The sequence below is a fragment of the Pseudoxanthomonas sp. P4_B2 genome (assembly GCF_056402315.1).
Genome location: NZ_JBFUHQ010000006.1, coordinates 130763 through 157089, shown reverse-complemented (window position 1 = coordinate 157089; position 26327 = coordinate 130763). Strand labels below are relative to the sequence as shown.

Annotated in this window: 28 protein-coding genes; 24 read left to right on the top strand and 4 right to left on the bottom strand. The window is 63.2% G+C overall.

The window, feature by feature from the left end; translation table 11 throughout:
• Positions 1-219: 219 nt before the first annotated feature.
• The 17 genes from AC1DTQ_RS15835 (at position 220) to AC1DTQ_RS15755 (ending at position 17622) form a co-directional block, all read left to right on the top strand.
• The gene (locus tag AC1DTQ_RS15835) at positions 220-1269 is read left to right on the top strand and encodes a rod shape-determining protein (protein ID WP_093283831.1); all 1050 of its coding nucleotides are present in this window, start codon (positions 220-222) and stop codon (positions 1267-1269) included.
• A gap of 114 nt (positions 1270-1383) precedes the next feature.
• The gene (gene mreC / locus AC1DTQ_RS15830) at positions 1384-2526 is read left to right on the top strand and encodes a rod shape-determining protein MreC (RefSeq protein WP_477850803.1); all 1143 of its coding nucleotides are present in this window, start codon (positions 1384-1386) and stop codon (positions 2524-2526) included.
• Positions 2523-3002, top strand: a complete 480-nt coding sequence (gene mreD, locus AC1DTQ_RS15825; protein WP_477850802.1) for a rod shape-determining protein MreD — start codon at positions 2523-2525, stop codon at positions 3000-3002. The genes mreC and mreD overlap by 4 nt, the downstream gene beginning before the upstream one ends.
• Positions 3003-3004: 2 nt before the next feature.
• Positions 3005-5122 carry a penicillin-binding protein 2 gene (gene mrdA, locus AC1DTQ_RS15820; RefSeq protein ID WP_477850801.1) on the top strand — a complete coding sequence of 706 codons (2118 nt, stop codon included), beginning with the start codon at positions 3005-3007 and terminating at the stop codon, positions 5120-5122.
• A complete protein-coding gene (rodA, locus tag AC1DTQ_RS15815; RefSeq protein WP_477850800.1) occupies positions 5119-6237 on the top strand; it encodes a rod shape-determining protein RodA in 1119 nt (372 codons plus the stop codon). Before mrdA ends, rodA begins: the two co-directional genes overlap by 4 nt.
• Before the next feature lie 275 nt (positions 6238-6512).
• Positions 6513-7664, top strand: a complete 1152-nt coding sequence (mltB, locus tag AC1DTQ_RS15810; protein WP_477850799.1) for a lytic murein transglycosylase B — start codon at positions 6513-6515, stop codon at positions 7662-7664.
• The gene (locus tag AC1DTQ_RS15805) at positions 7661-8950 is read left to right on the top strand and encodes a septal ring lytic transglycosylase RlpA family protein (RefSeq protein ID WP_477850797.1); all 1290 of its coding nucleotides are present in this window, start codon (positions 7661-7663) and stop codon (positions 8948-8950) included. Before mltB ends, AC1DTQ_RS15805 begins: the two co-directional genes overlap by 4 nt.
• Positions 8951-9067: 117 nt before the next feature.
• Positions 9068-10279, top strand: a complete 1212-nt coding sequence (locus AC1DTQ_RS15800; protein ID WP_477850796.1) for a D-alanyl-D-alanine carboxypeptidase family protein — start codon at positions 9068-9070, stop codon at positions 10277-10279.
• Between the two features lie 201 nt (positions 10280-10480).
• Positions 10481-11449, top strand: a complete 969-nt coding sequence (locus AC1DTQ_RS15795; RefSeq protein ID WP_477850795.1) for a CsgG/HfaB family protein — start codon at positions 10481-10483, stop codon at positions 11447-11449.
• Between the two features lie 271 nt (positions 11450-11720).
• Positions 11721-12185 carry a hypothetical protein gene (locus tag AC1DTQ_RS15790; RefSeq protein ID WP_477850793.1) on the top strand — a complete coding sequence of 155 codons (465 nt, stop codon included), beginning with the start codon at positions 11721-11723 and terminating at the stop codon, positions 12183-12185.
• A 245-nt stretch (positions 12186-12430) separates the two neighbouring features.
• Positions 12431-12709, top strand: a complete 279-nt coding sequence (locus AC1DTQ_RS15785; RefSeq protein WP_477850792.1) for a DUF493 family protein — start codon at positions 12431-12433, stop codon at positions 12707-12709.
• A complete protein-coding gene (lipB, locus tag AC1DTQ_RS15780) occupies positions 12706-13368 on the top strand; it encodes a lipoyl(octanoyl) transferase LipB (protein WP_477850864.1) in 663 nt (220 codons plus the stop codon). The genes AC1DTQ_RS15785 and lipB overlap by 4 nt, the downstream gene beginning before the upstream one ends.
• A 119-nt stretch (positions 13369-13487) precedes the next feature.
• Positions 13488-13838: a VOC family protein gene (locus tag AC1DTQ_RS15775; protein ID WP_477850791.1), complete on the top strand. Its 351-nt coding sequence runs from the start codon at positions 13488-13490 to the stop codon at positions 13836-13838.
• Between the two features lie 90 nt (positions 13839-13928).
• Positions 13929-14927 carry a tRNA dihydrouridine(20/20a) synthase DusA gene (gene dusA, locus AC1DTQ_RS15770; protein WP_477850789.1) on the top strand — a complete coding sequence of 333 codons (999 nt, stop codon included), beginning with the start codon at positions 13929-13931 and terminating at the stop codon, positions 14925-14927.
• 101 nt (positions 14928-15028) lie between these two features.
• Entirely contained in the window at positions 15029-15274 is a 246-nt protein-coding gene (locus AC1DTQ_RS15765; protein ID WP_477850788.1) for a hypothetical protein, read from the top strand.
• Between the two features lie 42 nt (positions 15275-15316).
• Entirely contained in the window at positions 15317-17005 is a 1689-nt protein-coding gene (locus AC1DTQ_RS15760; protein ID WP_477850787.1) for a type IV secretory system conjugative DNA transfer family protein, read from the top strand.
• Positions 17006-17088: 83 nt separating this feature from the next.
• Positions 17089-17622: an N-acetyltransferase family protein gene (locus tag AC1DTQ_RS15755; RefSeq protein ID WP_477850786.1), complete on the top strand. Its 534-nt coding sequence runs from the start codon at positions 17089-17091 to the stop codon at positions 17620-17622.
• Here the strand turns inward: AC1DTQ_RS15755 and AC1DTQ_RS15750 are convergent.
• Complete coding sequence (locus AC1DTQ_RS15750; protein WP_477850785.1) at positions 17579-18541, bottom strand: hypothetical protein; 963 nt, start codon at positions 18539-18541, stop codon at positions 17579-17581. The genes AC1DTQ_RS15755 and AC1DTQ_RS15750 overlap by 44 nt on opposite strands.
• Positions 18542-18683: 142 nt before the next feature.
• On the opposite strand from AC1DTQ_RS15750, the gene AC1DTQ_RS15745 reads away from it, so the two are divergent.
• Complete coding sequence (locus AC1DTQ_RS15745) at positions 18684-19199, top strand: DUF1993 domain-containing protein (RefSeq protein ID WP_477850783.1); 516 nt, start codon at positions 18684-18686, stop codon at positions 19197-19199.
• A gap of 15 nt (positions 19200-19214) precedes the next feature.
• On the opposite strand, the gene AC1DTQ_RS15740 is transcribed toward AC1DTQ_RS15745, so the two are convergent.
• A complete protein-coding gene (locus tag AC1DTQ_RS15740) occupies positions 19215-19733 on the bottom strand; it encodes an adenine phosphoribosyltransferase (RefSeq protein ID WP_477850782.1) in 519 nt (172 codons plus the stop codon).
• A gap of 133 nt (positions 19734-19866) precedes the next feature.
• Here AC1DTQ_RS15740 and AC1DTQ_RS15735 point away from each other — a divergent pair, with 133 nt between their 5' ends.
• Positions 19867-21204 (top strand): PQQ-dependent sugar dehydrogenase, encoded by a 1338-nt coding sequence (locus AC1DTQ_RS15735; RefSeq protein ID WP_477850780.1) that lies wholly within the window; start codon positions 19867-19869, stop codon positions 21202-21204.
• 25 nt (positions 21205-21229) lie between these two features.
• Here AC1DTQ_RS15735 and AC1DTQ_RS15730 read toward each other — a convergent pair whose 3' ends face one another.
• Together AC1DTQ_RS15730 and AC1DTQ_RS15725 are read right to left on the bottom strand one after the other, a co-directional pair.
• On the bottom strand, positions 21230-21739 hold the full coding sequence (locus tag AC1DTQ_RS15730; protein WP_477850779.1) for a DUF1993 domain-containing protein: 510 nt from the start codon (positions 21737-21739) through the stop codon (positions 21230-21232).
• An 88-nt stretch (positions 21740-21827) separates the two neighbouring features.
• On the bottom strand, positions 21828-22229 hold the full coding sequence (locus AC1DTQ_RS15725) for a hypothetical protein (RefSeq protein ID WP_477850778.1): 402 nt from the start codon (positions 22227-22229) through the stop codon (positions 21828-21830).
• A 234-nt stretch (positions 22230-22463) separates the two neighbouring features.
• On the opposite strand from AC1DTQ_RS15725, the gene AC1DTQ_RS15720 reads away from it, so the two are divergent.
• The 5 genes from AC1DTQ_RS15720 (at position 22464) to AC1DTQ_RS15700 (ending at position 26284) form a co-directional block, all read left to right on the top strand.
• Positions 22464-22676 carry a hypothetical protein gene (locus tag AC1DTQ_RS15720; protein WP_477850777.1) on the top strand — a complete coding sequence of 71 codons (213 nt, stop codon included), beginning with the start codon at positions 22464-22466 and terminating at the stop codon, positions 22674-22676.
• A gap of 87 nt (positions 22677-22763) precedes the next feature.
• Positions 22764-22979, top strand: a complete 216-nt coding sequence (locus tag AC1DTQ_RS15715; protein ID WP_477850775.1) for a hypothetical protein — start codon at positions 22764-22766, stop codon at positions 22977-22979.
• A 203-nt stretch (positions 22980-23182) separates the two neighbouring features.
• Positions 23183-24088 (top strand): phosphogluconate dehydrogenase (NAD(+)-dependent, decarboxylating), encoded by a 906-nt coding sequence (gene gnd, locus AC1DTQ_RS15710; RefSeq protein ID WP_477850774.1) that lies wholly within the window; start codon positions 23183-23185, stop codon positions 24086-24088.
• 182 nt (positions 24089-24270) lie between these two features.
• Entirely contained in the window at positions 24271-25524 is a 1254-nt protein-coding gene (locus AC1DTQ_RS15705) for a sensor histidine kinase (protein ID WP_477850773.1), read from the top strand.
• Positions 25517-26284 (top strand): LytR/AlgR family response regulator transcription factor, encoded by a 768-nt coding sequence (locus AC1DTQ_RS15700; RefSeq protein ID WP_477850771.1) that lies wholly within the window; start codon positions 25517-25519, stop codon positions 26282-26284. Before AC1DTQ_RS15705 ends, AC1DTQ_RS15700 begins: the two co-directional genes overlap by 8 nt.
• Positions 26285-26327 lie beyond the last annotated feature (43 nt).

The following is a 26327-nucleotide window of genomic DNA, read 5'->3' as shown; positions in this document are numbered from 1 at the left end:
GCGGCGCAAAGGGTAACGGCTGGGACAGGTGCAGACCAGCGCGCGCGAACTGCGGGGCGTATGAACGATCGCGGCGGATGTCGCGAAACACTGGAAATAGTACGGTTTTCCCCAGATTTTCCCTTGCCGCACCCCGGGGCGGTTGTTAGTCTAGCGAACCCCCGAATTCCCCACCGCGCGGACTTTGCGCCGCGTCGGCACAGCAGGACTCTTCCCTCGATGTTCTTCAAGAAACTCCGCGGCATGTTCTCCAACGACCTGTCCATCGACCTGGGCACGGCCAACACCCTGATCTACGTACGCGGGCAGGGCATCGTCCTCAACGAACCTTCGGTAGTCGCCGTGCGCCAGGACCGCGCTTTCGGGGGCACCCGTACCGTGGCCGCCGTCGGCGCCGAGGCCAAGCAGATGCTGGGCCGCACCCCGGGCAATATCACCACCATCCGCCCGATGAAAGACGGCGTTATCGCCGATTTCACCTACACCGAGGCGATGCTGAAGTACTTCATCAAGAAGGTGCACAAGTCGCGCTTCCTGCGTCCCAGCCCGCGCGTGCTGGTATGCGTGCCGGCCGGTTCCACCCAGGTGGAGCGGCGCGCGATCAAGGAGTCGGCGGAAGAAGCCGGCGCTCGCGACGTCTACCTGATCGAGGAGCCCATGGCGGCGGCCATCGGCGCCGGCATGCCGGTCACCGAGGCGCGCGGCTCCATGGTCATCGACATCGGCGGCGGCACCACCGAGGTCGCGGTGATCTCGCTGAACGGCATCGTTTACTCGCAGTCGGTGCGCATCGGCGGCGACCGCTTCGATGAGGCCATCACCAATTACGTGCGCCGCAACCACGGCATGCTGATCGGCGAGGCCACGGCCGAACGCATCAAGCTGCAGATCGGCTGCGCCTATCCGCAGCCGGAAGTGCAGGAACTGGAGATCTCCGGCCGCAATCTGGCCGAGGGCGTGCCGAAGATGATCAAGATCACTTCCAACGAGGTGCTCGAGGCGCTGCACGAACCGCTGGCCGGCATCGTCAGTGCGGTCAAGCTGGCCCTGGAGCAGACCCCGCCGGAGCTGTGCGCCGATGTGGCTGAGCGCGGCATCGTGCTCACCGGCGGCGGCGCGCTGCTGCGCGACATGGATCGCCTGATCTCCGAGGAAACCGGCCTGCACGTGCAGGTGGCCGACGATCCGCTGACCTGCGTGGCCCGCGGCGGCGGTCGCGCGTTGGAGTTGGTGGACATGCACGGCAACGAGTTCTTCGCCCCCGAATAAAATGCATCGCGTGGGAGCAGCCGCTCCCACGATTTCTGCACGCGGTTCGCACAACTTCTGCGGCAATCACCGATACTGCCGCTTCTCGTTTTCCTCCCATCCGAACCCCGATACGTGCCGTCCTACGCCGGTCCTCCCGTCACTGCCCGTCCAGGCGAAGTCGCCAGCACGCTCAGGCTATTGGGATACCTGGCGTTGGCCATCGCGCTGGTCATCTTCGATCACCGTGGCGGCTGGCTTTCGCAGTTCCGCGTGCAGGCCAACGTCGCCACCCAGCCTTTGTGGTGGCTGGCTGGGCTACCCGGACGGCTGGGCACGCGCATGCAGGACGATGCCGGCACCCGTACCCGCCTGACCACGGAAAACCGCAACCTGCGCAATGAGCTGCTGATCGCCAACGCGCGCCTGACCCGCCTGCAAACGGCCGCTGCCGACAATGCGCAACTGCGTGCGTTGCTGGGCGCCGCCGAAAGTCGCGGCCTGGACGTGCAGCTCGCTCCGATCCTCAACATCGATCTCGACCCGACCCGCCAGCGTCTGGTGCTGGATGCGGGCAGCAGCGATGGCGTGCATGTGGGTCAGGCGGTGATCGACGCCGGCGGTTTGATGGGGCAGGTCATCGAAGCTACCCCGTCCCATTCCACCGTGCTGCTGCTGACCGACCCCGACCACGCGGTGCCTGTGGTGGTGGTGCGCAATGGCGTACGCCTGATCGTGTACGGCCGTGGCGATCATCTGGAACTGTCCGATGTGCCGCTCAATACCGACGTGAAGATCGGGGACGTCATCGTCAGCTCTGGGCTGGGCGGACGGTTTCCGGCCGGCTTTCCAGTGGGAACGGTGACCGGCCTGCGTCCCGACGACAGCCGCGCGTTCCTGGTCGGCGAACTCAGGCCCGCCGCGCAGCTCAATCGCGGGCGCGACGTACTCCTGCTGCGTTCGGCGCCGAAGGCGTTGATAAGGAATAGGGAATCGGCAATGGGCGAAGCCGCCGCGTCGAGCCCCTCTCCCGACGGGAGAGGGGTTGGGGAGAGGGTACGGGGTGAAGCGAATGCTGGTGCTGGTGCTGGCGTTGGAACGTCTTCGCCCGCGGTCGAAAATGCGAATGCACCGACGTCTGCAGCTTCCCGTGTAAACCGTACGCTCACCCCAACCCCTCTCAGCCCTGCACAACCCTACGGGGCGCCGGCGGGAGAGGGGCTTGAAACCAAGCCTGCAAACCCAGTCCCGGCAACTCCGCAGGAGCCCACCCGATGAGCCGGCCACGCAGAGGTTGGATCATGCCGGTGAGCATCATCATCGCGCTGCTGCTGGGCTTGTTGCCCTTGCCTGGCTTGTTGCAGCCGCTACGCCCTTATTGGCTGGCGCTGATCTTGGCTTATTGGGTTATCGAAGCGCCGGATAGCGCCGGGCTAGGTTTCGCTTTCACGGTCGGCATCATCGCCGACCTGATGTTCGGTGCGTTGCTCGGCGAACAGGCGCTGCGCCTGGTGATCATGACCTTCATCCTGCAGCGGTTCCGCGCCCGCCTGCGCTTCTTCCCGATGTCGCAGCAAGCGCTGGCGATCGGGGTGCTGCTGCTCAACGATCGGGTGGTGACCGGCGCCGTGCATCTGGCGCTAGGGGAGCCGGCGTTGCCCTGGAACTACTGGTGGGCGCCGGTGTTGGGCATGTTGCTGTGGCCGCCGCTGTTTGTGATGCTGGATGCGCTGCGCCTGGGCAAGCGCCAGTAATCATGCGGCCCGTCCGCCGACCGTCGAAGAATCCGCATGCGGAAGCCGAACAGTTCCGTCGCCGCGCGGCGCTCGGTTTCATCATGGTCGCGGTCGCGCTGCTGGGCTTGGCCGGGTGGTACTTCAAGCTGCAGGTGCTCGACCACACCGAGTACGCGACGCTGTCCGAGGCCAATCGCATCAAACCCAAACCGGTGGTGCCCGGCCGCGGCACCATCTTCGACCGCAAAGGCCGGCTGCTAGCAGAAAACGTGCCTGCGTTCCGGCTTGAGGTGATGCCGGAGAAGGCCGGCGATCCGAAAAAGCTGGTCGCTGAGCTGGGCAAGATTTTCGTTCTCACACCGGAAGACATCGAGCGTTTCGAGGCCACTCGCAAGGCGACCCGGGGGTTTCGGCCGATCACGCTGAAGTTGCGGGTCAGCGAGGAAGAGATGGCGCGTTTCGCGGTGGATCGCTGGCGCTTTCCCGGGGTGGAGCTAGAGCCCTATCTGACCCGCCGCTATCCCTATGGCGACTTGTTCGGGCATATCGTGGGTTACGTGGCGCGCATCGACGACAAGGACCTGGAAACCCTGGGTGAAGGCAATGCCGCCTTGACCCACATCGGCAAGACCGGCCTCGAGCGTTATTACGAGGACGTACTGCGCGGCAAGATCGGCTACGAGCAGGTCGAAACCAACGTCGAGGGCCGTGCGCTGCGCACGGTGGGACGCGTGCCGGCCCAGGCGGGCTCGGACCTGCGGCTGAGCGTGGATGCCAACCTGCAACTTGCCATGGTGCAGGCTTTCGGCGAACTGGAGGGCTCGGCGGTCGCCCTGGACCCGCGTACCGGCGAAGTGCTGGCCATGGTCAGCCTGCCCAGTTACGACCCCAACCTGTTCGTCAACGGCATCTCGCACGCTGACTTCAACGCATTGAACAGCAACCCTTCGCGCCCGCAGTTCAACCGGCTGGTGCTGGGCGGGGTGGCGCCGGGTTCCACCATCAAACCGCTGACCGCGTTGGCCGGGCTGGACAGTGGTTTGCGCAGACCCGAAGACAAGGTCCTGTCTACTGGCATGTTCCGCCTGCCCGGCATGAAGGGCCGCGGCTGGGGCGATTCCCACCGCGGCGGCCACGGCTGGACCGATGCACGCAAATCGATCGCCGATTCGGTCAATACCTATTACTACCGCCTGGCACTGGACATGGGCGTGGAACGCTACGACACGTATCTGAAGAAGTATGGTTTCGGCGCACCCACCGGGATCGACCTGATGGGCGAGATCGACGGGATCCTGCCGTCGCCGGCGGCCAAGCTGAAGCTCAACAAGGAGCGCTGGTATCCCGGCGATCTGGTCAACGCGTCCATCGGACAGGGCATGTGGAAGGTGACCCCGCTCCAGCTCGCGCGCGGCACCGCCGCACTGGCCGACCACGGCATGTTGCGTCGCCCCCATCTCGTCGCCGCGCAACGCAGCGGTTTCGATTCGCCCTGGCAACCGTTACCGCAACCGGCGCCCATCCGCATCACCGACCATCCTGAGAACCTGCGTGTGGTTCAGGAAGGCATGGAAATGACGGTCAACGGCCCCGGCGGCACCGCGCGCAGAGTCGCCCTCGGCGCGCCTTATCGTATGGCCGGTAAAACCGGCACCGCGCAGGTAGTCAACCGCAGCGCCTATGCGGTAGACCCTCGGTCACTGCCCATGCACAGGCGCCACCGCGCGCTGTTCATCGCTTATGCGCCGGCCGAAAACCCGACCATCGCCATTGCCATTGCGATTGAAGGCGGCGGCTTCGGTGCCGACACCGCCGCGCCGATCGCGCGCAAGGTCTTCGATGCGTGGCTGCTGGGCAAGATGCCGGAAGTGCCGGAGACGGAGAAGGCAGAACCGGGAACGGTCGCAACTGCCTCGAGCCCCTCTCCCCCCGGGGTTGGAGTGAGGGTAGGGGATGAGGCGAATGCAGGCACTCGCGTCGTACCCAACTCGCCCGCGCTCGAAAACGTCAATGCAACAACCTCGGCCGCTCCACGTGTAAACCGTACCCTCACCCCAACCCCTCTCAGCCCTGCACACCCCTCCGGGGCGCCGCCGGGAGAGGGGCTTAAGCCCAAGCCGCAGGAGCCCCAGCCATGAGCGAGATTCTGCGCTGGCTGACGGATCTGGTCCGTTATTTCCTGCGGACCCTGGATTGGCCGCTACTGTTGGCGCTCAGCGCGTTGATGGGTATCGGTCTGGCTGTGCTGTACAGCGCCGGTGGCGAAACACAGGGCACTCGGCTGATGCTGGCGCAGGGCGCGCGTTTTGTGGTCGGCTTGGCGGCGATGTGGGGCCTGTCGCGGGTGACGCCGACGCGCTTGCGCGCATGGACACCAGGCATTTTTCTGGTCTCGTTGCTGCCGTTGATCCTGGTGTTGTTCATCGGCAGCGGCAAGCACGGCAATCACTGGATCGACCTGAAGCTGTTCTATTTCCAGCCCTCGGAACTGATGAAGCTCAGTTTGCCGATGATGATGGCCTGGTTTCTGCACCGCGAACCGTTACCACCGCGCTTGCGCACCGTGCTGGCGGCAGGGTTGCTGGTCGGCGTGCCGACCGGACTGATCCTGCTGCAGCCCGATTTCGGTACCGGCATGCTGGTTGCGGCCAGCGGCGTATTCGCACTGCTGCTCGCCGGATTGCCATGGTGGTGGGTGGGCGTGGCAGTAGGCGGGGTGTCGGCTGCGGCGCCGGTGGCATGGCTGTGGTTCCTGCGTCCTTATCAAAAGGATCGCATCCTGACCTTCCTCAATCCCGAAAACGATCCGCTGGGCACCGGTTGGAACATCATCCAGTCCAAGATCGCCATCGGCGGCGGCGGCATGACTGGAAAGGGCTGGGGCGAAGGCACCCAGTCGCACCTCAACTTCCTGCCCGAGCACACCACCGACTTCATCTTCGCGGTGCTGTCCGAGGAGTTCGGCTGGATCGGCGTGGCCGTAGTGTTGGCGCTGTACTTGTTCGTGATCGGCCGTTGCCTGTGGATCGCCATCGATGCGCGGGATACCTATTCGCGCTTGATCGCCGGCACCATCGGGCTTTCGTTCTTCGTCTATGTGATCGTGAACGGCGGCATGATTTCCGGCCTGTTGCCGGTCGTGGGCGTGCCGATGCCATTGCTGAGTTACGGCGGGACCTCGGCGGTATCGCTGCTGGCCGGGTTGGGATTGGTGATGTCGGTCCGCGCGCATCGTCCGGTGCACGGATATTGAGTAAGCACCTATCCACCAATGGATGCATCCATTGATGAATAGGTGAAAGCGCCGCCACTGCTTTCCCCCTTTGAAAAAGAGGGCTACGACGGATTTGCTTTTGATCTTGCTTGTTGATGAGCAACCAGCAAAACAGAACCACATCAGGAGCAAGAGCAAATCCCCCTCAGTCCCCCTTTCCAAAGGGGGAGGTCTTGCAGGACCGCCGCTGCGAGAAGAAGTTGCTCTCGCACTATTCACTCTTCCTCGCAACACGCATGCTACCCTCGGCGCCGATGACCCGAACCGCTCTTTTCTGTCTGTTTACCCTTGGCCTCGTAGCATGCGCGACGCCGGTGAAGTCCCCGACGCCGGCGCAGCAAACGGCCGCCGAGCCGGTGACTCCCAACTCCGCGAAAGGCCCTGCGGAGGCTTCCGTGGAAGCCCTGCCGGCCAATGCGCCTATCGATCCGATTCCTGTCCCTTTCGAGGTCGCGCGAGCCGATTTCGTGCGCGATACAGCGGCCAAATACGGCATCGCGCCCGCCACGATCGAAGCCACGCTGTCGCAGGCGCAGTTCCTCGACAACGTGGTGTCGTTGATGTCGCGACCGGCCGAGCGGACCAAGACTTGGGCCGAATATCGCCCCAATTTCATTACCGAATCGCGCATCGAGGGCGGGCGCGCCTTCCTCGCCACACATCGCGATGAATTGCAGCGCGTGCAGGCACGCACCGGTGTGCCTGCCGAGATCATCGTCTCCATCATCGGCGTGGAAACCAGCTACGGCGGGTTCACCGGCAACACGCGGGTGATCGATGCCTTGTACACGCTCGCGTTCCGCTATCCGCGCAGCGGCAATCCCGGGCGCGCGGCCTATGAATACAAGCGCGAGCAGTTCTTCCGCGACGAACTGGCGCAGCTGTTCGCGCTCGGCCGCGAGGAAAACCTGGATATCGCCAGCCTGACCGGCAGCTATGCCGGCGCGATGGGCCTTGGCCAGTTCATGCCCTCCAGCTATCGCGAATTCGCGGTGGACGGCAATGGCGACGGCCGCCGCGACCTGTTCAACAGTTACGACGACGTGTTTTCCTCCATCGCCAACTATTTCCTGAAGAAGGGCGGCGAACGCGGCGGTTGGGTGCGCGATGGCGCGGTCGTCGCACGCGCGGAACTGCAGCCGGGTTACGCGGAGTTCAATCCCGAGAGCTGGACGCCCGACTACACGCTGGCCGACTTGGCCCAGCGCGGATACCGTCCGCTGGATCCGGTTGCGCCCGATGCCACCGCCACCCTGGTCTCGCTGGAAGGCAGTGCCGGCAAGCAGTACTGGCTGGGCTTCCAGAACTATTACGCCATCACCCGCTACAACAATTCCAAGATGTACGCGATGGCCGTCTACCAGCTGTCGCAGGCCATCGCCGGCAAAGAGATTCCACCGGCATGAGGTGGCTGGCGCTGCCGTTGATGGCGCTCACGCTTGCGGCTTGCAGCAGCGCACCGAAGAAGTCTTCTCCTCCGCCCTCGTCGGCCGACGCCGGCCGGCGTGCGCAACCCCCGGTGCCGACACAAACGAACGCTGCGGGCTGCACGCAGAAATACTCGCCGGCGCAGGAAGACCTGAGCAAACGCGGCGACTACCAGGCCGGCGGGCTGTATGCGCCGCATGTCCCCGATACCACGCCCGACCACGTTCCCGATGTGGATTGCATCGCCGAGCCGCTGGTCACCAGCGAGCCGCGTTCGGCCATCGGCAACCGCTCCCCTTACAGCGTATTGGGCAAGAAGTACGAAGTGATGCAGCGTGTCGACGGTTACGTGGAGCGCGGCACCGCGTCGTACTACGGCAACAAGTTCCACGGCCGCCGCACCTCCAACCAGGAGGTGTACGACATGTACGCCTTCACCGCCGCCCACAAAACCCTGCCGCTGCCGAGCTTCGCGCGCGTCACCAACCTGGACAACGGCAAGTCGGTGGTGGTGCGCGTCAACGATCGCGGACCTTTCCACGATGGCCGCGTCATCGACCTTAGCTATGCCGCTGCGGTCAAGCTGGGCATCACCCAGCGGGGAACTGGCAATGTGGAAGTACGCGCGCTGACCAGCGCCGATCAGGGCAGCATGCTGGCATCCGCTCCCGCTGCGGTGAAGACCACGATCGCCACCGGCGTACCCACGCGCATCGCCACCGGCAAACCGACACCGATGGACGAACTAGTCGACAATTTGCCCAAGCAAGCGCTGGCGACCGCCACCGACGACGATGCGCCGTCCGATCCTTCGCAGCCCTGGCGCTATCACGTCACCCCGCAGTTGGACAAAAAACCCACTGCCGACGAATTCGACGCCTGGATGAGCTCGCGCGGCGTGCGCGTCGCCACCGGCAAGCCCGCTGCGGTGGAGAACCGGCCCGCATCTGCCGCGCCCGCTGCGGTGGAAGTGGCACGTGCCGCGCCGCCGGCCGCTGCCGCGCGCCCTGCCTCGATGCCGACGCGTCCCAATGGAGACGTGCAGCTGCAGGTGGCCAGTTTCGCCAGCCGCGAGAACGCCGACCGCGCCTTGGCCAGATTGAGTGCCGCCGGCATCGCCCGCGCCAGCCTGAGCGATGTCGCCAGCAATGGCCGTACCCTCTGGCGTCTGCGCGTAGACGCCGCCGACCAGGCGGCCGCCACGGAACTTGCCGGTCGTATCGCAGGCCTGGGATTTGGCCAGCCGCAGGTAGTTCGCGAATAGCCGTCCAAACGGGCGTGTTCGCTGCTGCGGACCGCCTACCCAGCACCGACACCTCAAGCTTCAACCCGTACAATTTCCTTCTTTCATCGGCCCCGGCCTTCCTGGAGTTAGCAGCAAATGAAGTTTCGTTTCGCAATCGCCGCGCTGGCCACCGTTACGGTCGGCCTGGCTTTCGCCCAGACTCCCGCGCCCCAGCCCGTGCCGCAACCTGCCGCACCCGCGGCGGCCACGGCGCCAGTGGCCGTCCCGCCTGCCCCCAAGCCTGCGGGAACCGCCTGGGTGCTGATGGACTACACCACCGGTCAGGTGTTGGCGGGAGAGAACTATAACGAACGCGTAGAGCCGGCCAGCATCACCAAGGTGATGACCTCTTACACGCTGGCCGCCGAACAGAAGAACGGCAAGATCAAGCCCGACGACCAGGTCATGCTGAGCGAACGCGCCTGGCGCGAGGGCGGCGCGGGCACCGACGGCAGCTATAGCGGCTTCGCCGTCAACCAGACCGCCAAGCTCGTCGACATGGAAAAAGGCATGGCGGTGCAATCGGGCAACGATGCGGCTATCGCATTGGCCGAACACGCTGCCGGCAGTGAGGAAGCCTTCGCCGCGCTGATGAACAATTACGCCGCCAAGATCGGTATGAAGGGCTCGCACTTCGTCAATGCGCATGGCCTGTCGGCGCCGGAGCACTATTCCACCGCCTACGATCTGGCGTTGCTGGGGCAGGCATTGATCCGCGACTATCCGGACACCTACGCCTTCAACAAGATCAAGGAATTCACTGTAGGCACCATCACCCAGCCCAACCGCAACCTGCTGTTGTGGCGCGACTCCGCGGTGGACGGCATCAAGACCGGCCACCATTCGGGCGCGGGCTATTGCCTGATGAGTTCGGCCAAGCGCGGCGACCAGCGCCTGATCGCGGTGGTGATGGGCTCCACTTCGGAAAAGCAGCGCGCCGACGACAGCATGGCGCTGTTGAACTGGGGCTTCCGCTTCTTCGAAACCCACCGCCTCTACGAATCCGGCAAGGTCATCGCCCAGCAGCGCGTCTGGAAAGGCACCACCAAGCAGGTGCAGCTGGGCGTTGCGCAACCGTTGTTGGTGGGTGTGCCGCGCGGCCGCTATGCGGACCTGAAGCCTTCCATGGACGTGCCCAAGGTCTTGGTGGCGCCATTCAAGAAAGGCCAGACCGTCGGCACGGTCAAGGTCAGCCTGGACGGCAAGTTGGTGGCGCAGGCGCCGCTGGTCGCGCTCAACGAAGTGGAAGAAGGCGGATTCTTCCGCCGCCTGTGGGACAGCTTCTGGATGTGGTGGGAGTCGGAGTGATCCGCCTGCCATGACCCATGGAAAGCCGGCGCAAGCCGGCTTTTCTCGTTTCTGGGGCCACAGTTTTCCGCGAAGTGGCCGAGGTAGTCAGGAACCCGCGTTCCTACGACTGTTCCGGTGCTGATTACGGACCGGTGTCCGGCGCGGGCGTCCGCAGCGCCGACTCCGGCGTTCATGCATTCTTTATTTGGGGAAGGTTCGATGACTATCAATATTTCCAGGCACGCGGCCCTGGCCGCAGGCGTGTTCGGTTTGGCCCTGGCCGCAGCTTCGGCGCCGGCGCTGGCGCAACGCCAGAGCGCGCAGGAGCAGCGCAAAGAACAGACCGCGCAAATTCCGACCTGTGCCAAACGCCTCGGCACCATCTCAGTGATCGAACCGGAAGATGCGACCAACTGGTGGAGCGGCCAGCAGTTGCCAGCGCCGTCCAAGCTGATCAAGGTCTTCGTCACCAAGTCGCGCTGCTTCACCCTGGTCGACCGCGGCGCCGGCATGAACGCGGCCATGGGCGAACGCGCGCTGGCCTCCAGCGGCGAATTGCGTGGCCGTTCCAACATCGGCAAGGGCCAGATCAAGGCGGCCGATTATGTGCTGGTGCCGGATCTGATCGCGCAGAACAACGACGCCGGCGGCAATGCGATCGGCGGGTTGCTCGGCGGCCTGATCGGCGGTGATGTTGGCCGAATCGCGGGCGGCTTGAATTTCAAGAAGAAGACCGCCGATGTGGTCCTGACCGTCACCGATGTGCGCTCGTCCGAGCAAGTGGCCATGGCCGAGGGCAACGCCAAAAAGACCGATATCGGCTGGGGCGCCAGCGCCGGACTGTTCGGCGGCAGCGGTTGGGGCGAGGCGGGCGCTTCCGGCTACGCCAACACCGAGTTGGGCCAGGTCATCACCCTGGCGTATCTGCAGGCCTACACCGACATCATCAGCCAACTGGGCGGCTTGCCGGACAACGCCTCGGCCGCCAACGTCACCCAGGCTCTTACGGTGACCAGGTCTGCGCGCCTGCTGGCCAATTCCAAGGGCACCGGAAAGGCTGTGCGCACGTTGGATCCGGGCATGATGTTGTACCCGACCGGCAACAAGGACGGGATGATGTGGGAAGTGGAAGACGAGCTGGGCAACAAGGGCTGGGTCAATTCCACCATGACCGAGCTCTCGCGCTGAATCAACTTAAGAGAAGGTGGTTTCTTCCTCCGTCTACGAGGACAAATTCGACGCGGTGGGAGCCGGAGCGATTCCCGCCCTCCATGGTTCAGAAGCAGAGTTGGCATTCTCCGCAATCTCTACGCGCAAGCACTTGTAAGTGTGAGATATATCGCGTTTTTCCTAGGGTTGTGCGCACGCAGCGGCGATGATTTACCATCGGTAAGACACTCGGAAGATCATGTGAGATCTACGGTGCCGCTCAACTCAACCACTATGGAAGGATCGCTTTATGAGCAAGGGATACTCGCGCGTTTTTACTGTGGCTATGCTGGTCTTGTTCTCCGTTGCCGCGCACGCGGGCTCGGCAGATCTGCGTCAGTTCGAGCCAGCGCAGCTCAAGCAAAACATCATCATCGGTAAAACCACAAGCAGTCAGATCAAAGTGATTTACGGGAACCCCGATAGCATCTCCCGGGCGCCGGCCTCCCAGGGCGGATATGACACAGAGTGGACCTACGACAAGAACGAAAGCGATACGGCTGGCGGAAAAGCGCGCAAGTCGGTAATGGGCCGCATGCGGAGTTTGCTCCCGTTCTCCAGCAACACCGGTACGGCCGCCGACGTGGCGGTTGAACAAGGTGCAGGAGATCGAAATACCAAACGTTATGTCCTGCATATCGAGTACGACAAAAAGGGTGTAGTCACGGATTACGCCGTATCTGAATCCAACGAGAAGAAAAGTATCGACGAATAAACAAGGCCAGGAGGCAAAGAGCAGGGGCGTACGAAGCAAGACGGGTGATTTTTCGACTAGGGCCGCATGCGAATGCGGCCTTTTTCATAGTCGGCCCGACGTGGGAGCGGCGTTCCGCCGCGAGCTCTGCTTTTGATTTCGGGCTTGGCACAGGACCGGACAAAAATTCGCGGCGGGACGCCGCTCCCACGGCCGTTCTCACCGCAACACTTGGGTTTAGGCCAAAACGGCCCAATAATCGCGATATGGAAATCAAATCTGACAACCCCGACCACGGCTTCCAGTTCCCCGGCACGTTCGAGCTCAGTGCCATGGGTTCGGCCGACGGTGGGCTGGAAACCGAACTGCCGCGCCTGCTGGTCGCTGCCGGTATCGAAGTGCTGGAGGAAAGCATCAGCTGGAAGCATTCCTCCAACGGCAAATACGTCTCGGTGCGCATCGGCTTCCGTGCCGATGATCGCGCCCAGTACGACGCCGCCCACCACGCATTGCGCGCGCATCCGGAAGTGAAGTGGACGATATGACCGCGTCGCCGGCCCGCGTGCGCGAGCTCGGCCGCCAGTCCTACGAACCGGTATGGCGCGCGATGCAGCGTTTCACCGATGCGCGCGACGAAACCACCGACGACGAGATCTGGCTGGTGGAGCACGAACCGGTGTTCACCCTGGGCCAGGCCGGCAAGCCGGAACACGTGCTGGCCGCCGGCGATATCCCCGTCATCCACGTGGACCGCGGCGGTCAAGTGACCTATCACGGACCCGGGCAGATCGTGGCCTATCCGCTGTTCGACCTGAAACGCATGAAGGTCGGCGTGCGCGAATACGTCCACCGGATCGAACAAGCCATCATCGACACCGCGGCAGAATGGAACATCCACGCAGAGCGCAAAGAAGGCGCGCCCGGTGTCTATGTCGCAGGCGCCAAAGTCGCAGCGCTCGGGATCCGCGTGCGCCGCGGATGCACCTTCCATGGCCTGGCATTCAACGTCGGCATGGACCTGGAACCGTTCCATCGCATCAATCCCTGCGGCTACCAGGGCCTGGAAGTCACCACGCTGTCCGATCTGGGCGGACCATCCGGCATGGACGCGGTCAAGCCGGTGCTGCTGGAGAATCTGGCCCGACAGTTCGGACTTCGACTGCGGACCGAGGCGGAAATGCCGGACCTGTCGCGGGCCGCATAAACGCCCGTTCATGTTTTCGGGGCAACCCGTGACCCGGACATGACCTGTAGCGCGGGTTTCACTACCTAGTAACCGTGTCTTCTGTATCCAAGCACTATCTGAAGCGAAAGGTGAGTGCTATGTCCATCGTCAACGCATTGGCTGGAATCGCGGTTAAGGACATCGATGCGGCCGTGGTCTGGTACGAACAGATACTTGGGCCGGCGTCGCGTCCGATGGACGAAGTGGCCGAATGGCAGCTTCCCAACGGCGGATGCGTCCAGGTCTTCGAGGACGGCATTCGCGCAGGCTTGTCGTCGGTGACGCTGGTGGTGGAGGATCTGGATCGCGAAATCGCCGGCCTGGAATCCAAAGGCATACGTATCGGCGAGAAATCCAGATCCGATCTGGTGGACGTGGCGATCGTGCAGGACCAGGACGGCAACCAGGTCGTGTTCGCGCATGCCAAGAGCGATGCGCTTGTGAGCTGAACGGCGTTGGGCCTTGGTTTTTTCAGGCCGCTACAGAGCCCGCCGCTGATCTGCCGAGTCCCGCGACCGGCCTGCCTTTACAATAGGCGCATGCCCGTCGCGCCTCTTTCCACCGATTCCCTGCGCCTGTCCGTCGCCCCGATGATGGACTGGACCGACAGCCACTGCCGTGTGTTCCATCGGTTGCTGGCGCCGCGCGCGCGTCTGTATACCGAGATGGTGCACGCCAACGCGGTGTTGCAGGGCGATCGCGCACGGCTGCTGGCGCGCGACCCGGTCGAAAACCCCGTGGCCCTGCAATTGGGCGGCAGCGACCCTGCATTGCTGGCTGGCGCAGCGCGAGTGGGGCAGGAACATGGGTTCGACGAAATCAACCTCAACGTCGGCTGCCCCTCCGACCGCGTGCAGGCCGGCCGTTTCGGAGCCTGCCTGATGAAAGAGCCCACGCTGGTCGCCGACAGCGTATCGGCCATGGTCGCGGCTGTGGACATTCCAGTCACCGTGAAATGCCGGCTGGGCGTGGATGAGGAAAACGACTACGACCGTTTCGCCGGCTTCATCGATACCGTGGCCAGCGCGGGTTGCCGCATCTTCTTCGTGCACGCACGCAACGCGTGGCTGAAGGGCCTTTCGCCCAAGCAAAATCGCGAAGTGCCGCCGCTGCGCTACGACTGGGCATACCGGATTAAGCGTGAGCGCCCGGATCTCATGATTGCGGTCAATGGCGGTATCGCGACCGTGGAAGATTCGCTGCTGCATCTGCAGCACGCCGACGGAGTGATGCTGGGCCGCGCGGCCTATCACGATCCCTATCTGCTGCATCGCTTGGATGCGGCTCTGTCCGGCGGGGAAACGCTGCCGCGCGCACAACTGCTGCGCGCAATGCGCCCTTATGTGGAGAGCAGGCTCGATCAGGGCCTGGCGCTGAAGCACATCGCGCGGCATCTGCTGGGATTGTTCCATGGACAACCCGGTGGCCGCGCATTCCGCCAGGTGCTGAGCGAAGGCGCGCATCGTAATGGCGCGGATTGGGCGCTGGTGGAGCAGGCCATCGCGGCGACCGAATCGCGGATGCAGTCTGCGGCGTGATTGCCCGCGAGGCTTTCGCTGTCAGCAGGGACTTCGAGCCGGGACTTCAATTAGGCGGGCAGTACGTACTATGATCGGAGCAGAAGCCAGGAGGCCAGGCCATGACGGAATACAGCCATACGCTACTCGTCCGCGGACGCTATCAGATCGTCGCCCTTACCGAGGAAGCGCAATTCGATCCGGCGGACGTAACCGGTTACGCCGTTTTGTCGTCGGCAGGCGCCAAACTGCGGCACGAGGTCAGCCTTGAAGACGCACGCGATTGGGCGGACCGGCTGATCGAGGAAGAAAGCGCGCAGCGCAGCGATCCGCCGGCATCGGTCAAACCGAAAAAGCGCCGGCGCTAAGCTCGCAGGCCACGGAAGAAAGAACAAGACAAGGAGTTGCAGGTGGACAGTAAAAAGCTCGTTTTCGCGTTGTTCGCCTTGCTGGCGTTCCTGCTGGCCGGGCTGTATCTGTCCGGCTATTTAGCGCTGCTGCTGCTCAAGCTAGATACGGGCCTGTTGAAGTGGAACACCTACCTCGACTACTGGAAAGCATTGGACCTGCCCCAGGTGCAGCGTTACGCGGGCAAGATCAAAGTGGCCGGCTACCTGGGTTTCGGTTTGCCCCTGCTGGTGTGGCTGGCATTGCTGGTCCTGGTGCTCAAGCCGGCCAAGCAGTCGATGCACGGCGATGCGCGTTTCGCCGGTGCGGGCGACCTGGCCAAGCATGGCCTGTTCAAGCAGTCCGACAACGGCATCGTGGTCGGCAAGTTCAACGGCAAGCTGGTGCGCCTAAGCGGGCAGCAGTTCGTGATCCTGGCCGCGCCTACGCGCTCCGGCAAGGGCGTGGGCATCGTCATCCCCAACCTGCTGGATTACCAGGAATCGATGGTGGTGCTGGACATCAAACAGGAGAACTTCGACCTGACCAGCGGTTGGCGCGCCAGCCAGGGCCAGGAAATCTATCTGTTCAATCCTTTCGCCGAAGATCGCCGCACGCACCGCTGGAACCCGCTGAGCTACGTCTCGCAGGACCCGGCCTTCCGTATCTCCGATCTGCAGAGTATCGCCGCCATGCTGTATCCGGATGGCTCGGACGACCAGAAGTTCTGGGTCAGCCAGGCGCGTAATGCATTCACCGCCTTTGCCCTGTACCTGTTCGAGAATTTCGACGAACAGCACGGGCAGGGATATCCCAAGGAATTCCTGTCGTTTCCGACGCTGGGCGGCATCTATCGATTGTCCTCCGGCGATGGCAGCGAGTTGAAGGCCTATCTGCAGAAGCTGTCGAAACAGCCGTTTCTGAGCAATCATGCCAAGACCGCTTTCGCCAATATGCTGTCGCAGGCAGAGGAAACCTTCGCCTCCATCCTGGGCACCTTCAAAGAGCCGCTCAACGCTTTCATCAACCCGGTGCTGGACGCCGCCACCAGCGCCAACGACTTCCTGCTCACCGACGTGCGCAAGAAGAAGATGACCATCTACATCGGCATCCAGCCCAACAAGCTGGCCGAGAGCCGGCTCATCGTGAACCTGTTCTTCAACCAGATCATCAACCTCAACACCAAGGAACTGCCGCAGAGCAATCCGCAGCTCAAGCACCAGTGCCTATTGCTGATGGACGAATTCACCGCCATCGGCAAGGTCGAGATCATCGCCTCGGCGGTGTCCTATATGGCCGGCTACAACATCCGCCTGTTGCCCATCATCCAGAGCATGTCGCAGCTCGACGCCACTTACGGCAAGGACGTCTCGCGCACCATCATCACCAACCATGCACTGCAGATCATCTACGCCCCGCGCGAACAGCAGGACGCCAACGACTATTCCGACATGCTGGGCTACACCACGGTGCGCAAACGCAACCGCTCGCAGTCGCACGGCGCGCAGGGCAGCGTGTCGTTCAGCGAGTCGGAAGAGAAGCGTGCGCTGATGTTGCCGCAGGAACTGAAGGCGATGGGATTCGACAAGGAGGTGTTCCTGTACGAAGGCATCCCGCATCCGGTGAAATGCGACAAGATCAAGTACTACCAGGACAGCTATTTCACCCAGCGCCTGATGCCCAAGGTGACCGTTCCCACGCTCCGTTTTTGAAGCATTGCGCGTGGAGGCGCGTGGCCTGGCCTGCAACGGCTTTGCGTTTACGGTAAGGTAACGTTGCCGATATCCAAGCTCCCATGAAAACCAACGCCGTGATCCGTCCGGCCCGCCTGGCCGATGCCGCCGACCTGTCGGCGTTGATGCGCCGGACTTTCATCGCGGCCAATGGCCATTGCAGCAGCCCGGAGAACGTGGCCGATTTCCTGGATGCGGCCTATACGCCTGAGTTGCAGGCGCGCGAGATACGCGACCCGGATACGCTCACGGTGCTCGTGGAGCAGGACGGGCAATGGGCTGGCTTCGCGCAGCTGCGTTGGGGTTCCACGCCACCGCCGGTAGTGGGTTTGCTGCCGACGGTGGAATTGGGCCGCATCTATCTGGACTCAGCCTTCCATGGTCGCGGCCTCGCCGCGCAACTGGTCGCCAATCTGCTAGCGGCCGCCAGCCTACGCGGTTCGCGTTCGGTATGGCTCAACGTGTGGCAGGAAGCGGCGCAAGCGATCCGCTTCTACCAGAAGCACGGTTTCGAAATCATGGGAAGTTCTCTGTTCAAGGTAGGCGATGAAGTCAAGGATGACTGGGTGATGATGCAGGCGCTGCCGACCGCATAGACGGCGACCGTTGCGACGCCATGATGGCGTCGCGCAGTTGTGTGGTTTTTACGGTGCGGGCGAACGCCAGTTCATCTCCGTGCCTGCTGATGCCGAGTTGCGCGTAAGCGTCGACAAGCGAAGGGAACACGCGGGTCGCGGCATAGCGCCGATACAGCACCGAGAAAGTGTCGTTGCCCGCCACGCGATCCAGCGCCGAAACGAAATCCTGCGGCGCCAGCGAATCGGTGCCGTGCAGGCAGCAATCGGCATAACGGTCGAGAATGGCGTCGAGGGTGGTGCCGGAATCGCGGCGCAAGGCCAGATCGGCTTCCAGCCAATACGCGGCGCCGGCCCAGTACACGCGCATGGTGCCGCCGCGTCCGCGGCCCATCGCATCCAAGCGCGCGCCGGTAGAGGCAGCCTCGCCCCGGCGGAAACCGGCGTCCAGGCGTCGCCAGGCCTCTTCGGCGTCCAGCATGCCCGCGCGGGCGCGCGACACGTTCTGGTAATAGCTGGCCAGCCCTTCCGCCAGCCAGCGCCCGCTGTCGCCCAGGTAGGGATGGAACAGGTGCGAGAGTTCGTGCACCGCTGTCCAGTCCGCGCGCAGCTCTTCGTAGCTCGCATCGCGGCGCACGTAAAGCAGCACGCCGGTTTCGCCGCGACGACGCGTCTGTCCCCAGGGCACGGGGCTGTCGTCGTCGCTGTCGGTTTCTTCGATACGCACGTAGGCGTCGCGCAGCGGATATCGGCCCGATTGCGTTTTGGTGGCCTCGGCGGCTTCCTGGATCCAGCGTTGCAGCATCCGCACGCGCGCAGGATCGTCCACCTCCACGATCTCCACGCGCAGGCGCGTATCGTCGGCCTGCAGCACGCGCGACTCCGTGGTGGCCAGGCATAGTGTCGGCAGCAGCGACAGCAGCAGGAAGAATATGCGCATGGAGCATTGGACGCGCAGGGACGGGCAAGGTTCCGTGAAAGCCGCGCCGTCGCGGGATGCACTCTCCCGCGAATCCGGGCTAATCCGGCACGGCCGCGCTGCGTAGACTGGCCGCCTTCATTCCTTCGGCAGCACTAATCCCATGAGCGATACCCTTTCCATGTACCAAGCCACCGTACCGGTCAGCCAGCGCGCGCTACGCAATCTGCGCCAGTTGCTGGTCAAGGGCGAGTCCCATGCGCAGGCGCAGGGCTATGATCCCAATGTGTTGTTGCAGACGCGGCTGTATCCGGACATGTTCCCGCTGCTACGCCAGGTACAGATCGCCACCGACGGCGTCAAGAACGCCGCCGCTCGATTGACGGGCGTAGAAGCGCTGCGTTTCGAAGACGATGAATCCACGTTCGCCCAGCTTTACGATCGGCTGGATCGTGCCATCGAATACCTGGGCACTTTCACGCCCGAACAGTTCGTGGGCAGCGAAGCACGGCCGATCTCAGTGCCGCGCCGCAACAAGGAGCCGCTCAGCTTCGATGGCCGCACCTATCTGTTGAGCTTCGTCACTCCCAACCTGTATTTCCACGTCGCCACCGCTTACGCGATCATGCGCCATACCGGCGTGCCGCTGGGCAAGGCCGAATTCCTCGGCGGAAGCTGAGACTTCCGGGCGCCTCTAGAACACCGCCGCCGCCCATAGCGGCGCCGGGTCGGTCCAGCCCTTGCGCGCGTCGAGGAAACCAAGCTCCAGCAACACGGCCGCGCCGACGACTTCGGCGCCCTGTTGCCGGGTCAAGGCGAGCGCCGCTTTCAAGGTGCCGCCGGTGGCCAGCACGTCGTCGACCACGATCACGCGCGCGCCGGGTGGCAACGCGTCGGTGTGGATGTGCAAACGGTCGCTGCCGTATTCCAGCGCGTATTCCAGCGACAGCGTGCGCGCAGGCAATTTTCCGGGTTTGCGCGCCGGCACGAAGCCGGCACCCAATTCCAGCGCCAAAGCGGCACCGAGAATGAAACCGCGCGATTCGACGCCGACGACGGCATCCAGATTTTCTGCGCGCCATGGCGCGGCCATTTCCTCGATCGCGGCGGCGAAAGCATCGGCGTCGGCCAGCACCGGAGTGATGTCCTTGAACAGGATGCCGGGTCTGGGAAAGTCCGGAACGTCGCGGAGCAGTTTTTGCCAAGAAGACATCGGAAGGTCCTTTAGGGCGGCTGACGATGCTAAACCGTCGGCGCGCCGTTTTCGCTTTCCCGGGCCGACGCTCACGCCGGATTGACCTTTCGGGTCGCAAACTTCCGTCACCGCCACGCCGGAGGCCAGAGCCATGAAACATGCGTGCCTTGCCGTCTCTTTATCCGTGTCGATGCTGCTGTCGGCCTGTAGCAACGGCCATACCCAAACAGCGACCGGGCAGGATACGGGGCCCTCGCCGGTGCTGCGCGAACCCAAGAGCTCGCTGATTCCCACCATAGATATCGCCCCGGCCGTGGGCTGGCCGGCGCAGGGGAAACCCCTGGCGGCCCAGGATTTCGCAGTCAACGCGTTCGCCAGCGGCCTGGATCATCCGCGCACGGTGTATGTACTGCCTAACGGCGATGTACTGGTTGCCGAAACCAATGCGCCGCCCAAGCCCGACGATGGCAAGGGCATCAAAGGCGCGATAATGAAATCGGCAATGAAAAAAGCCGGGGCCGGCGTGCCCAGCGCCAACCGCATCACCCTGCTGCGCGATGCCGATGGCGATGGCACGGCGGAAACGCGCAGCGTTTTTCTACAGAACCTGAATTCCCCATTCGGCATCGCCCTGGTCGGCGAAACCCTGTACGTGGCCAACACCGATGCGGTGGTGAGTTTTCCCTATCGCAAGAGCGAAACGACCATCACGGCCGCGCCGACGAAAGTCGCGGATCTGCCCGCAGGCACCCTCAACCATCATTGGACCAAGAGCCTGGTCGCCAGCGCCGACGGCAAGCGTTTGTATGTGGGCGTAGGTTCCAACAGCAACATCGGCGAGAACGGCATGGACAAGGAAGTCGATCGCGCGGCCGTGCTGGAGATCGATGCCGCTACTGGCGCGCGTCGCGTATTCGCCAGCGGTCTGCGCAATCCTACTGCGTTGGCCTGGCAACCGCAGGACGGAAAATTGTGGACGGTGGTCAACGAGCGCGACGAACTGGGCGACGATCTGGTGCCCGACTACCTGACTTCGGTGCGCGACGGTGCGTTCTATGGCTTTCCTTACAGTTATTACGGCCAGCATGTGGACACGCGCGTGAAACCGCAGGATCCCGCGCTGGTCGCCAAGGCCATCGCACCGGACTATGCATTGGGTTCCCATGTGGCGGCACTGGGTCTTGCGTTCTATACGGGCCAGGCCCTGCCGCCGCGTTTCCGCAATGGAGCTTTCATCGGCCTGCACGGTTCATGGAACCGCAAACCGCCCAGCGGCTACAAAGTGGTATTCGTGCCTTTCAATGAAGGCGTACCGTCCGGACCGATAGAAACCGTGCTGCAGGGGTTCCTCAACGACAAAGGCGAAGCGCAAGGGCGCCCGGTCGGTGTGGCTGAGGACAAGGCGGGTGCGATCCTGATCGCCGACGATGTGGGCAACACGATCTGGCGGCTGACGTCGTCATCCCGACCGGCGCCAGCCAAGTCCTGACGGCGAAGGGAGCTTCCGTCAGCGATCAGCCGAACGGTCCCAGATAATCCAACTTGCCGACCGGGATGCCTTGATGGCGCAGAATGCCGTGCGCGGTGGCCAGGTGGAAATAGAAGTTGGGCAGGGCGAAGGTCAGCAGATATTCCTCACCGGTGAGTGTGGCCTGAATCTTGCCGAATTTCAGGGTGATCTCGCGTGCTCCGCTGCCCTCAAACTGCCCAGGCTCCACGCTAGAGAAGAAATCCAGGGTGTTGCGGATGCGTTGCCGCAGTTCGGGAAACGTGGTTTCGGTATCGGGGAAACTAGGCGCTTCGATGCCGGTCAGGCGCACGACCGCATTCTTGGAAGTATCGCTGGCGCGTTGTACCTGGCCGGCCAAGGGCAGCATGTCCGGAGACAGACGCGCCTGCACCAATATTTCGGGGTCCAATCCGCTGACCTGCGCATGCGCATCGGCTTTGTCCAGATAGGTTGAAAGCACGCCGAAGCCGCGCACGAACGCGGGGATCGACAGACGGTAGATGGAAAGAGACATAGCATTCTCCGGGCGGAAAACGGGAGTGCGCAACCTGTCGGTCGCGGGTTTTCCCGCCAAGATAACAGGGCGAGGGTCTCCGTACCGATCAGGCGTGCACCACGTTGCGGACCCTGCGCATCTCCAGGTTGCGCGGCGGCGGATTGGTGGCCGCTACTTTGCGTGGTGCAGTGCAGTGTTCCCCAGACTGTATCCGTTGCCACACGGCTTTGACGATCCTTTCCACGATGCGCCACTCCGTGCGCTGCGGCAACGGAAATTGCCGCTGATAGCGTTCTTTCAGCGCGGGGAACAACATTTTTAGGTCGTCGCGGTGGTGATATAAATAACAGTCGTACGCGAACTTGATCGCGGGCACGTAAGCTTCGTACGCAAGGCCTTGGCGGTGGAACGGCATCCTGCGGTAGCAGCAACGCCAGTACTCGAGTTCCACTTCAATATTCAGGGCTACCTGTTGCGGAGCCGCGTGCGTGTCGAGGAACGGACCCATGGTCTCTCCTTCACGTGCGCACTCGTCTCCTTAACCGTTTCCGAGGATCTTGTGCAGGCATCGTGATATCCACGATCCCCCCTGTATTTTACAAAACGGAAATAGCACAGACAGCGGCCAAATTCCGCTGCCGGCCGACGAACGGACGGACACGTCGCTGCAACAACTGCGCGCCACCATTCCCAACGCAAGCCGCGATGCCTGCGCTTGCGCGTTCGTTGCGGGAGAAGAAACATGCAAAGAGTACTGTTCACCATCACCTCCAGCTACAATGGCTGGCAGGTGCGCGATGAGCTCCGAAACCGTGACTGGTTCGAGCAATTGGAAGATGCGGTCGCTTCCGCCAATACCCTCGCGCATACCCGGTACGTATTGACCGGCCACTCGACGGGGGTGCTGGTCGACGTGGGTCAGGGCGATACCGTCATGCGAATACGGCACGGCTGACTTCGCATTACGTTGGGGTGATGGGATTTTCACCCGGCGATGAAGGTCGCGGAGGTAGGGTTGGGCTCCCTGATACGGGAGCATGAGATGAACAACGACTATTTTTTCGCACAGGATCAGGCCGGCGGCCTGCAGCGGGTTCATGTGGTGCGTCCTTCCTCCGGCGAGCACGAGAGCGAGGGCGATGCCAGTAAGCGCGGCGCCGTATACGCACTGGATGACGGCAGGCCGCTGCGGCGTATCGATAACGACACTTTCCAGATCCTGGATACGGGTGCGCTGGTCACTCTGGTACGCGACTGAGGAACGAGGCGAATCCCCCTGGCCGGTGCGCCCGAAGGTTCCGGACTTAGACCCGCGACGAGCGCTTCAGCAGGACGCCGGATTTTTCATGCGCTCTGCACGGGGCCGGCATTCATCGTTTCACCAAAGCGCCCAGCGATGCGTGATCTTCAGGCGGCAGGCATGCGAAGCTATGCGGCAATCGCCGGATTGAAGGAATGCATATGCAATTGGGAATGATCGGCCTGGGCCGCATGGGCGCCAATATGGCCGAACGGCTGGTGCGCGGTGGCCATACCGTGGTGGGTTTTGACCCCAGCCCGGAAGCTCGCGGCCTGGCTGCGAGCAAGGGAATTGCACCCGCGGCATCGCTGGCCGAGCTGATCGATCAGCTTCCCGCGCCGCGCGTGCTCTGGTTGATGGTGCCGGCCGGAAAGATCGTCGACGACACCCTGGCGGAGTTGCTGCCGCTGCTTTCGCGCGACGACGTGGTGGTGGATGGAGGCAATTCCTTCTACAAAGACACGATGCGCCGCAGCGAGATGCTGGCGGCGCAGGGCATGCACTACGTCGATTGCGGTACCAGCGGCGGAGTGTGGGGCCTGGCCGAGGGCTACAGCCTGATGATTGGCGGCGAAACCGCCGCGGTGGAGCGGCTGCGTCCCCTCTTCTCCACCCTTGCGCCAGCGTCCGATCGCGGCTGGGGCAGAGTAGGCCCTGGCGGCGCCGGCCACTTCACCAAGATGGTCCACAACGGCATCGAATACGGGCTGATGCAAGCCTATGCCGAGGGCTTCGCAATCATGCAGCACAAGACCGATTTCGCGCTCGATCTGCATCAGATCGCCGAGATCTGGCGCGAGGGCAGTGTGGTGCGCTCCTGGCTGCTCGACCTGACCGCCGATGCCTTGGGCAAGAATCCGAAGCTGACCGGCATCGCGCCCTATGTGGAAGATTCCGGCGAGGGCCGCTGGACCGCAGCGGAGGCCATCGATCTCAACGTCTCCGCGCCGGTCATCACCCTGTCGCTCTTGGAACGTTTGCGCTCGCGTGACGGCGACTCCTTCGCGGACAAGCTGCTGGCGGCGATGCGGAACGAATTCGGCGGGCACAAGATCAAGGCCGAGTAGGCCGGCAAGCGGTCCGCGTGCCGCCAGCGCGCGCATCCATTTTGAGGAGGCGCTGCCGGGATGCCTGAAGAGGCCATTTTCAAGGGTTTCGTCGCCGGAATCCGGGTTCCATCGCCGGGCCCACCACCCGCTGCTTGCGGAAGGCTAATCTCCATCGCAACCCAGCACCCCGGAAAGCCTTCGTGAAAACCAGCATCTTCTTCGTCTTCCGTCTCGCCGCCGCCTGGTTCGCAGCGTTTCTGTTGCTGATAATGGTGTGGAATGGGGTATTCGACGGCAGCCCACCCGAGGGTTTGTTCTTCCTGCTGTTCGTCATAACGTTGGGGTTCGTGATTGCCGGGGCGATCTCGCATATCCGCCGCATCCGCCTCATCGCCGGCCGCATCGATCCGGGCACGCTGGCCAATCGCCACTCCCGCCAAGTGGAGATTCCGCTGGAGGCCGGCGAAGCCTTCGACCTGGTCGATGCCGCCATCCGCGAACTGCCGCGTTCCGAAGAGATCGAAAGCGCACGCGACAGCCTGCAAGTGCGTTCGAAGGTCACCCGCGTCAATCCCTACAGCAACAAGAGCCCGGGCCGCTTCAATCCGCTGTACTGGATCCATATCAAGCGCAACCAGATCCTGGCCACGGTGACGCCGCGCGACGGCACCAGCAGCGTGAGCCTAGTGTGCGAACCGGAAAGCGGTGCGTGGAGCGACTGGTTCAAGGTGGACGACGGTACCAACCTGGAAAACGCCGAGGCGATCACCCGTGCCATCACCCGCCGCGTGGCCGAGCATCGACGCAACGAGCAGGCCGCCGCGCAGCAAACCGTTACCGAGAAGGAGCTGACCGTCGCCAAGCTGAGTCTGCTGCATGCCCAAGTCGAACCGCACTTCCTCTACAACACTTTGGCCAGCGCGCAATACCTGACCCGCAGCGACCCGGCGCGCGCCGATGAGATGCTGGGAAACCTGATCACCTACCTGCGCCACTCGCTGCCGCGTACGGAAGATTCGCTGTCCACGCTGGGAGAAGAGCTGGAACGCGCCCGCGCCTACCTGGAGATTCTCAAGATCCGCATGGGCGCGCGCCTCAATCTGCAGATCGAAGTGCCGGAGGCGCTGAAGTCCATTCCGTTCCCCGCGATGATGCTGCAGACGCTGGTCGAAAATGCGATCAAGCACGGCCTGGAACCGAAGTCGGGAGGCGGCACCGTCTGGATCATCGCGCGCACTATCGACGACATGCTGGCGGTCACCGTGGCCGATGACGGGCAGGGCTTCAACGCGGGAAGCAGCGGCACCGGCATTGGTTTGAAGAACGTGCGCGAACGCCTGCGCCTGGCCTATGGCGGCGCGGCGTCGTTCGCCATCGTCGCCAACTTCCCCAGTGGGGTAGCCGCGACCATCAACATACCCAACGACGCCACCAAGGGAGACGATCATGCTTAAGTGCGTCATCGCCGAAGACGAAGAGCTGCTTCGCAACGAGCTGTCGAAGCTCATCTCCGAAGCCTGGCCTGAGCTGCGCATCGTCGCCGAGTGCGAGGACGGCGGCGCGGCGCTAGAAGCCATCGCCGAACAGCAGCCGGAAGTCGCTTTCCTCGATATCCGCATGCCAGGCTTGACCGGCCTGGAGGTCGCCGCCGCGGCCGCCGAAGCCAGTCCGAATACCCAGATCGTATTCGTGACCGCCTACGACCAGTATGCGATCGATGCCTTCGACAAAGGCGCAGTCGACTACCTGCTCAAGCCCATCGCGCCCGAACGTTTGGCCGCGACGGTGCAACGCCTGCAGATGCGCATCGCACAAGGCACTCCCGACGCCGATGCGCTCGCCGCGCTGGTCAAGCAATTGGGCGCACGCCTGCAGCCTGCAACGGCCGAGCCGCTGGTCTGGATCACCGCCAGTGCGGGCAAGGACACGCGACTGATCATGGTCGACGACGTGGCTTATTTCCAGGCCGACCACAAATACACCGTGGTGATGACCGCCGAAGGCGAGTCGCTATTGCGCAAACCGATCCGCGAGCTGCTGGAGGTGCTGGATCCGGCTATTTTTAAGCAGATCCACCGTTCCACCATCGTCAATCTGAAGGCCATCGCCTCCATCGCGCGCGACGACACCGGCAAGGGCACGGTGAAACTGAAATCGCGGCCGGAGACGCTTACGGTCAGTCAGCCCTTCATGACCCTGTTCCGCAATATGTGATGGCAATGTCCGTGCTTCACATCGCGCTACGATCGACGGTCTA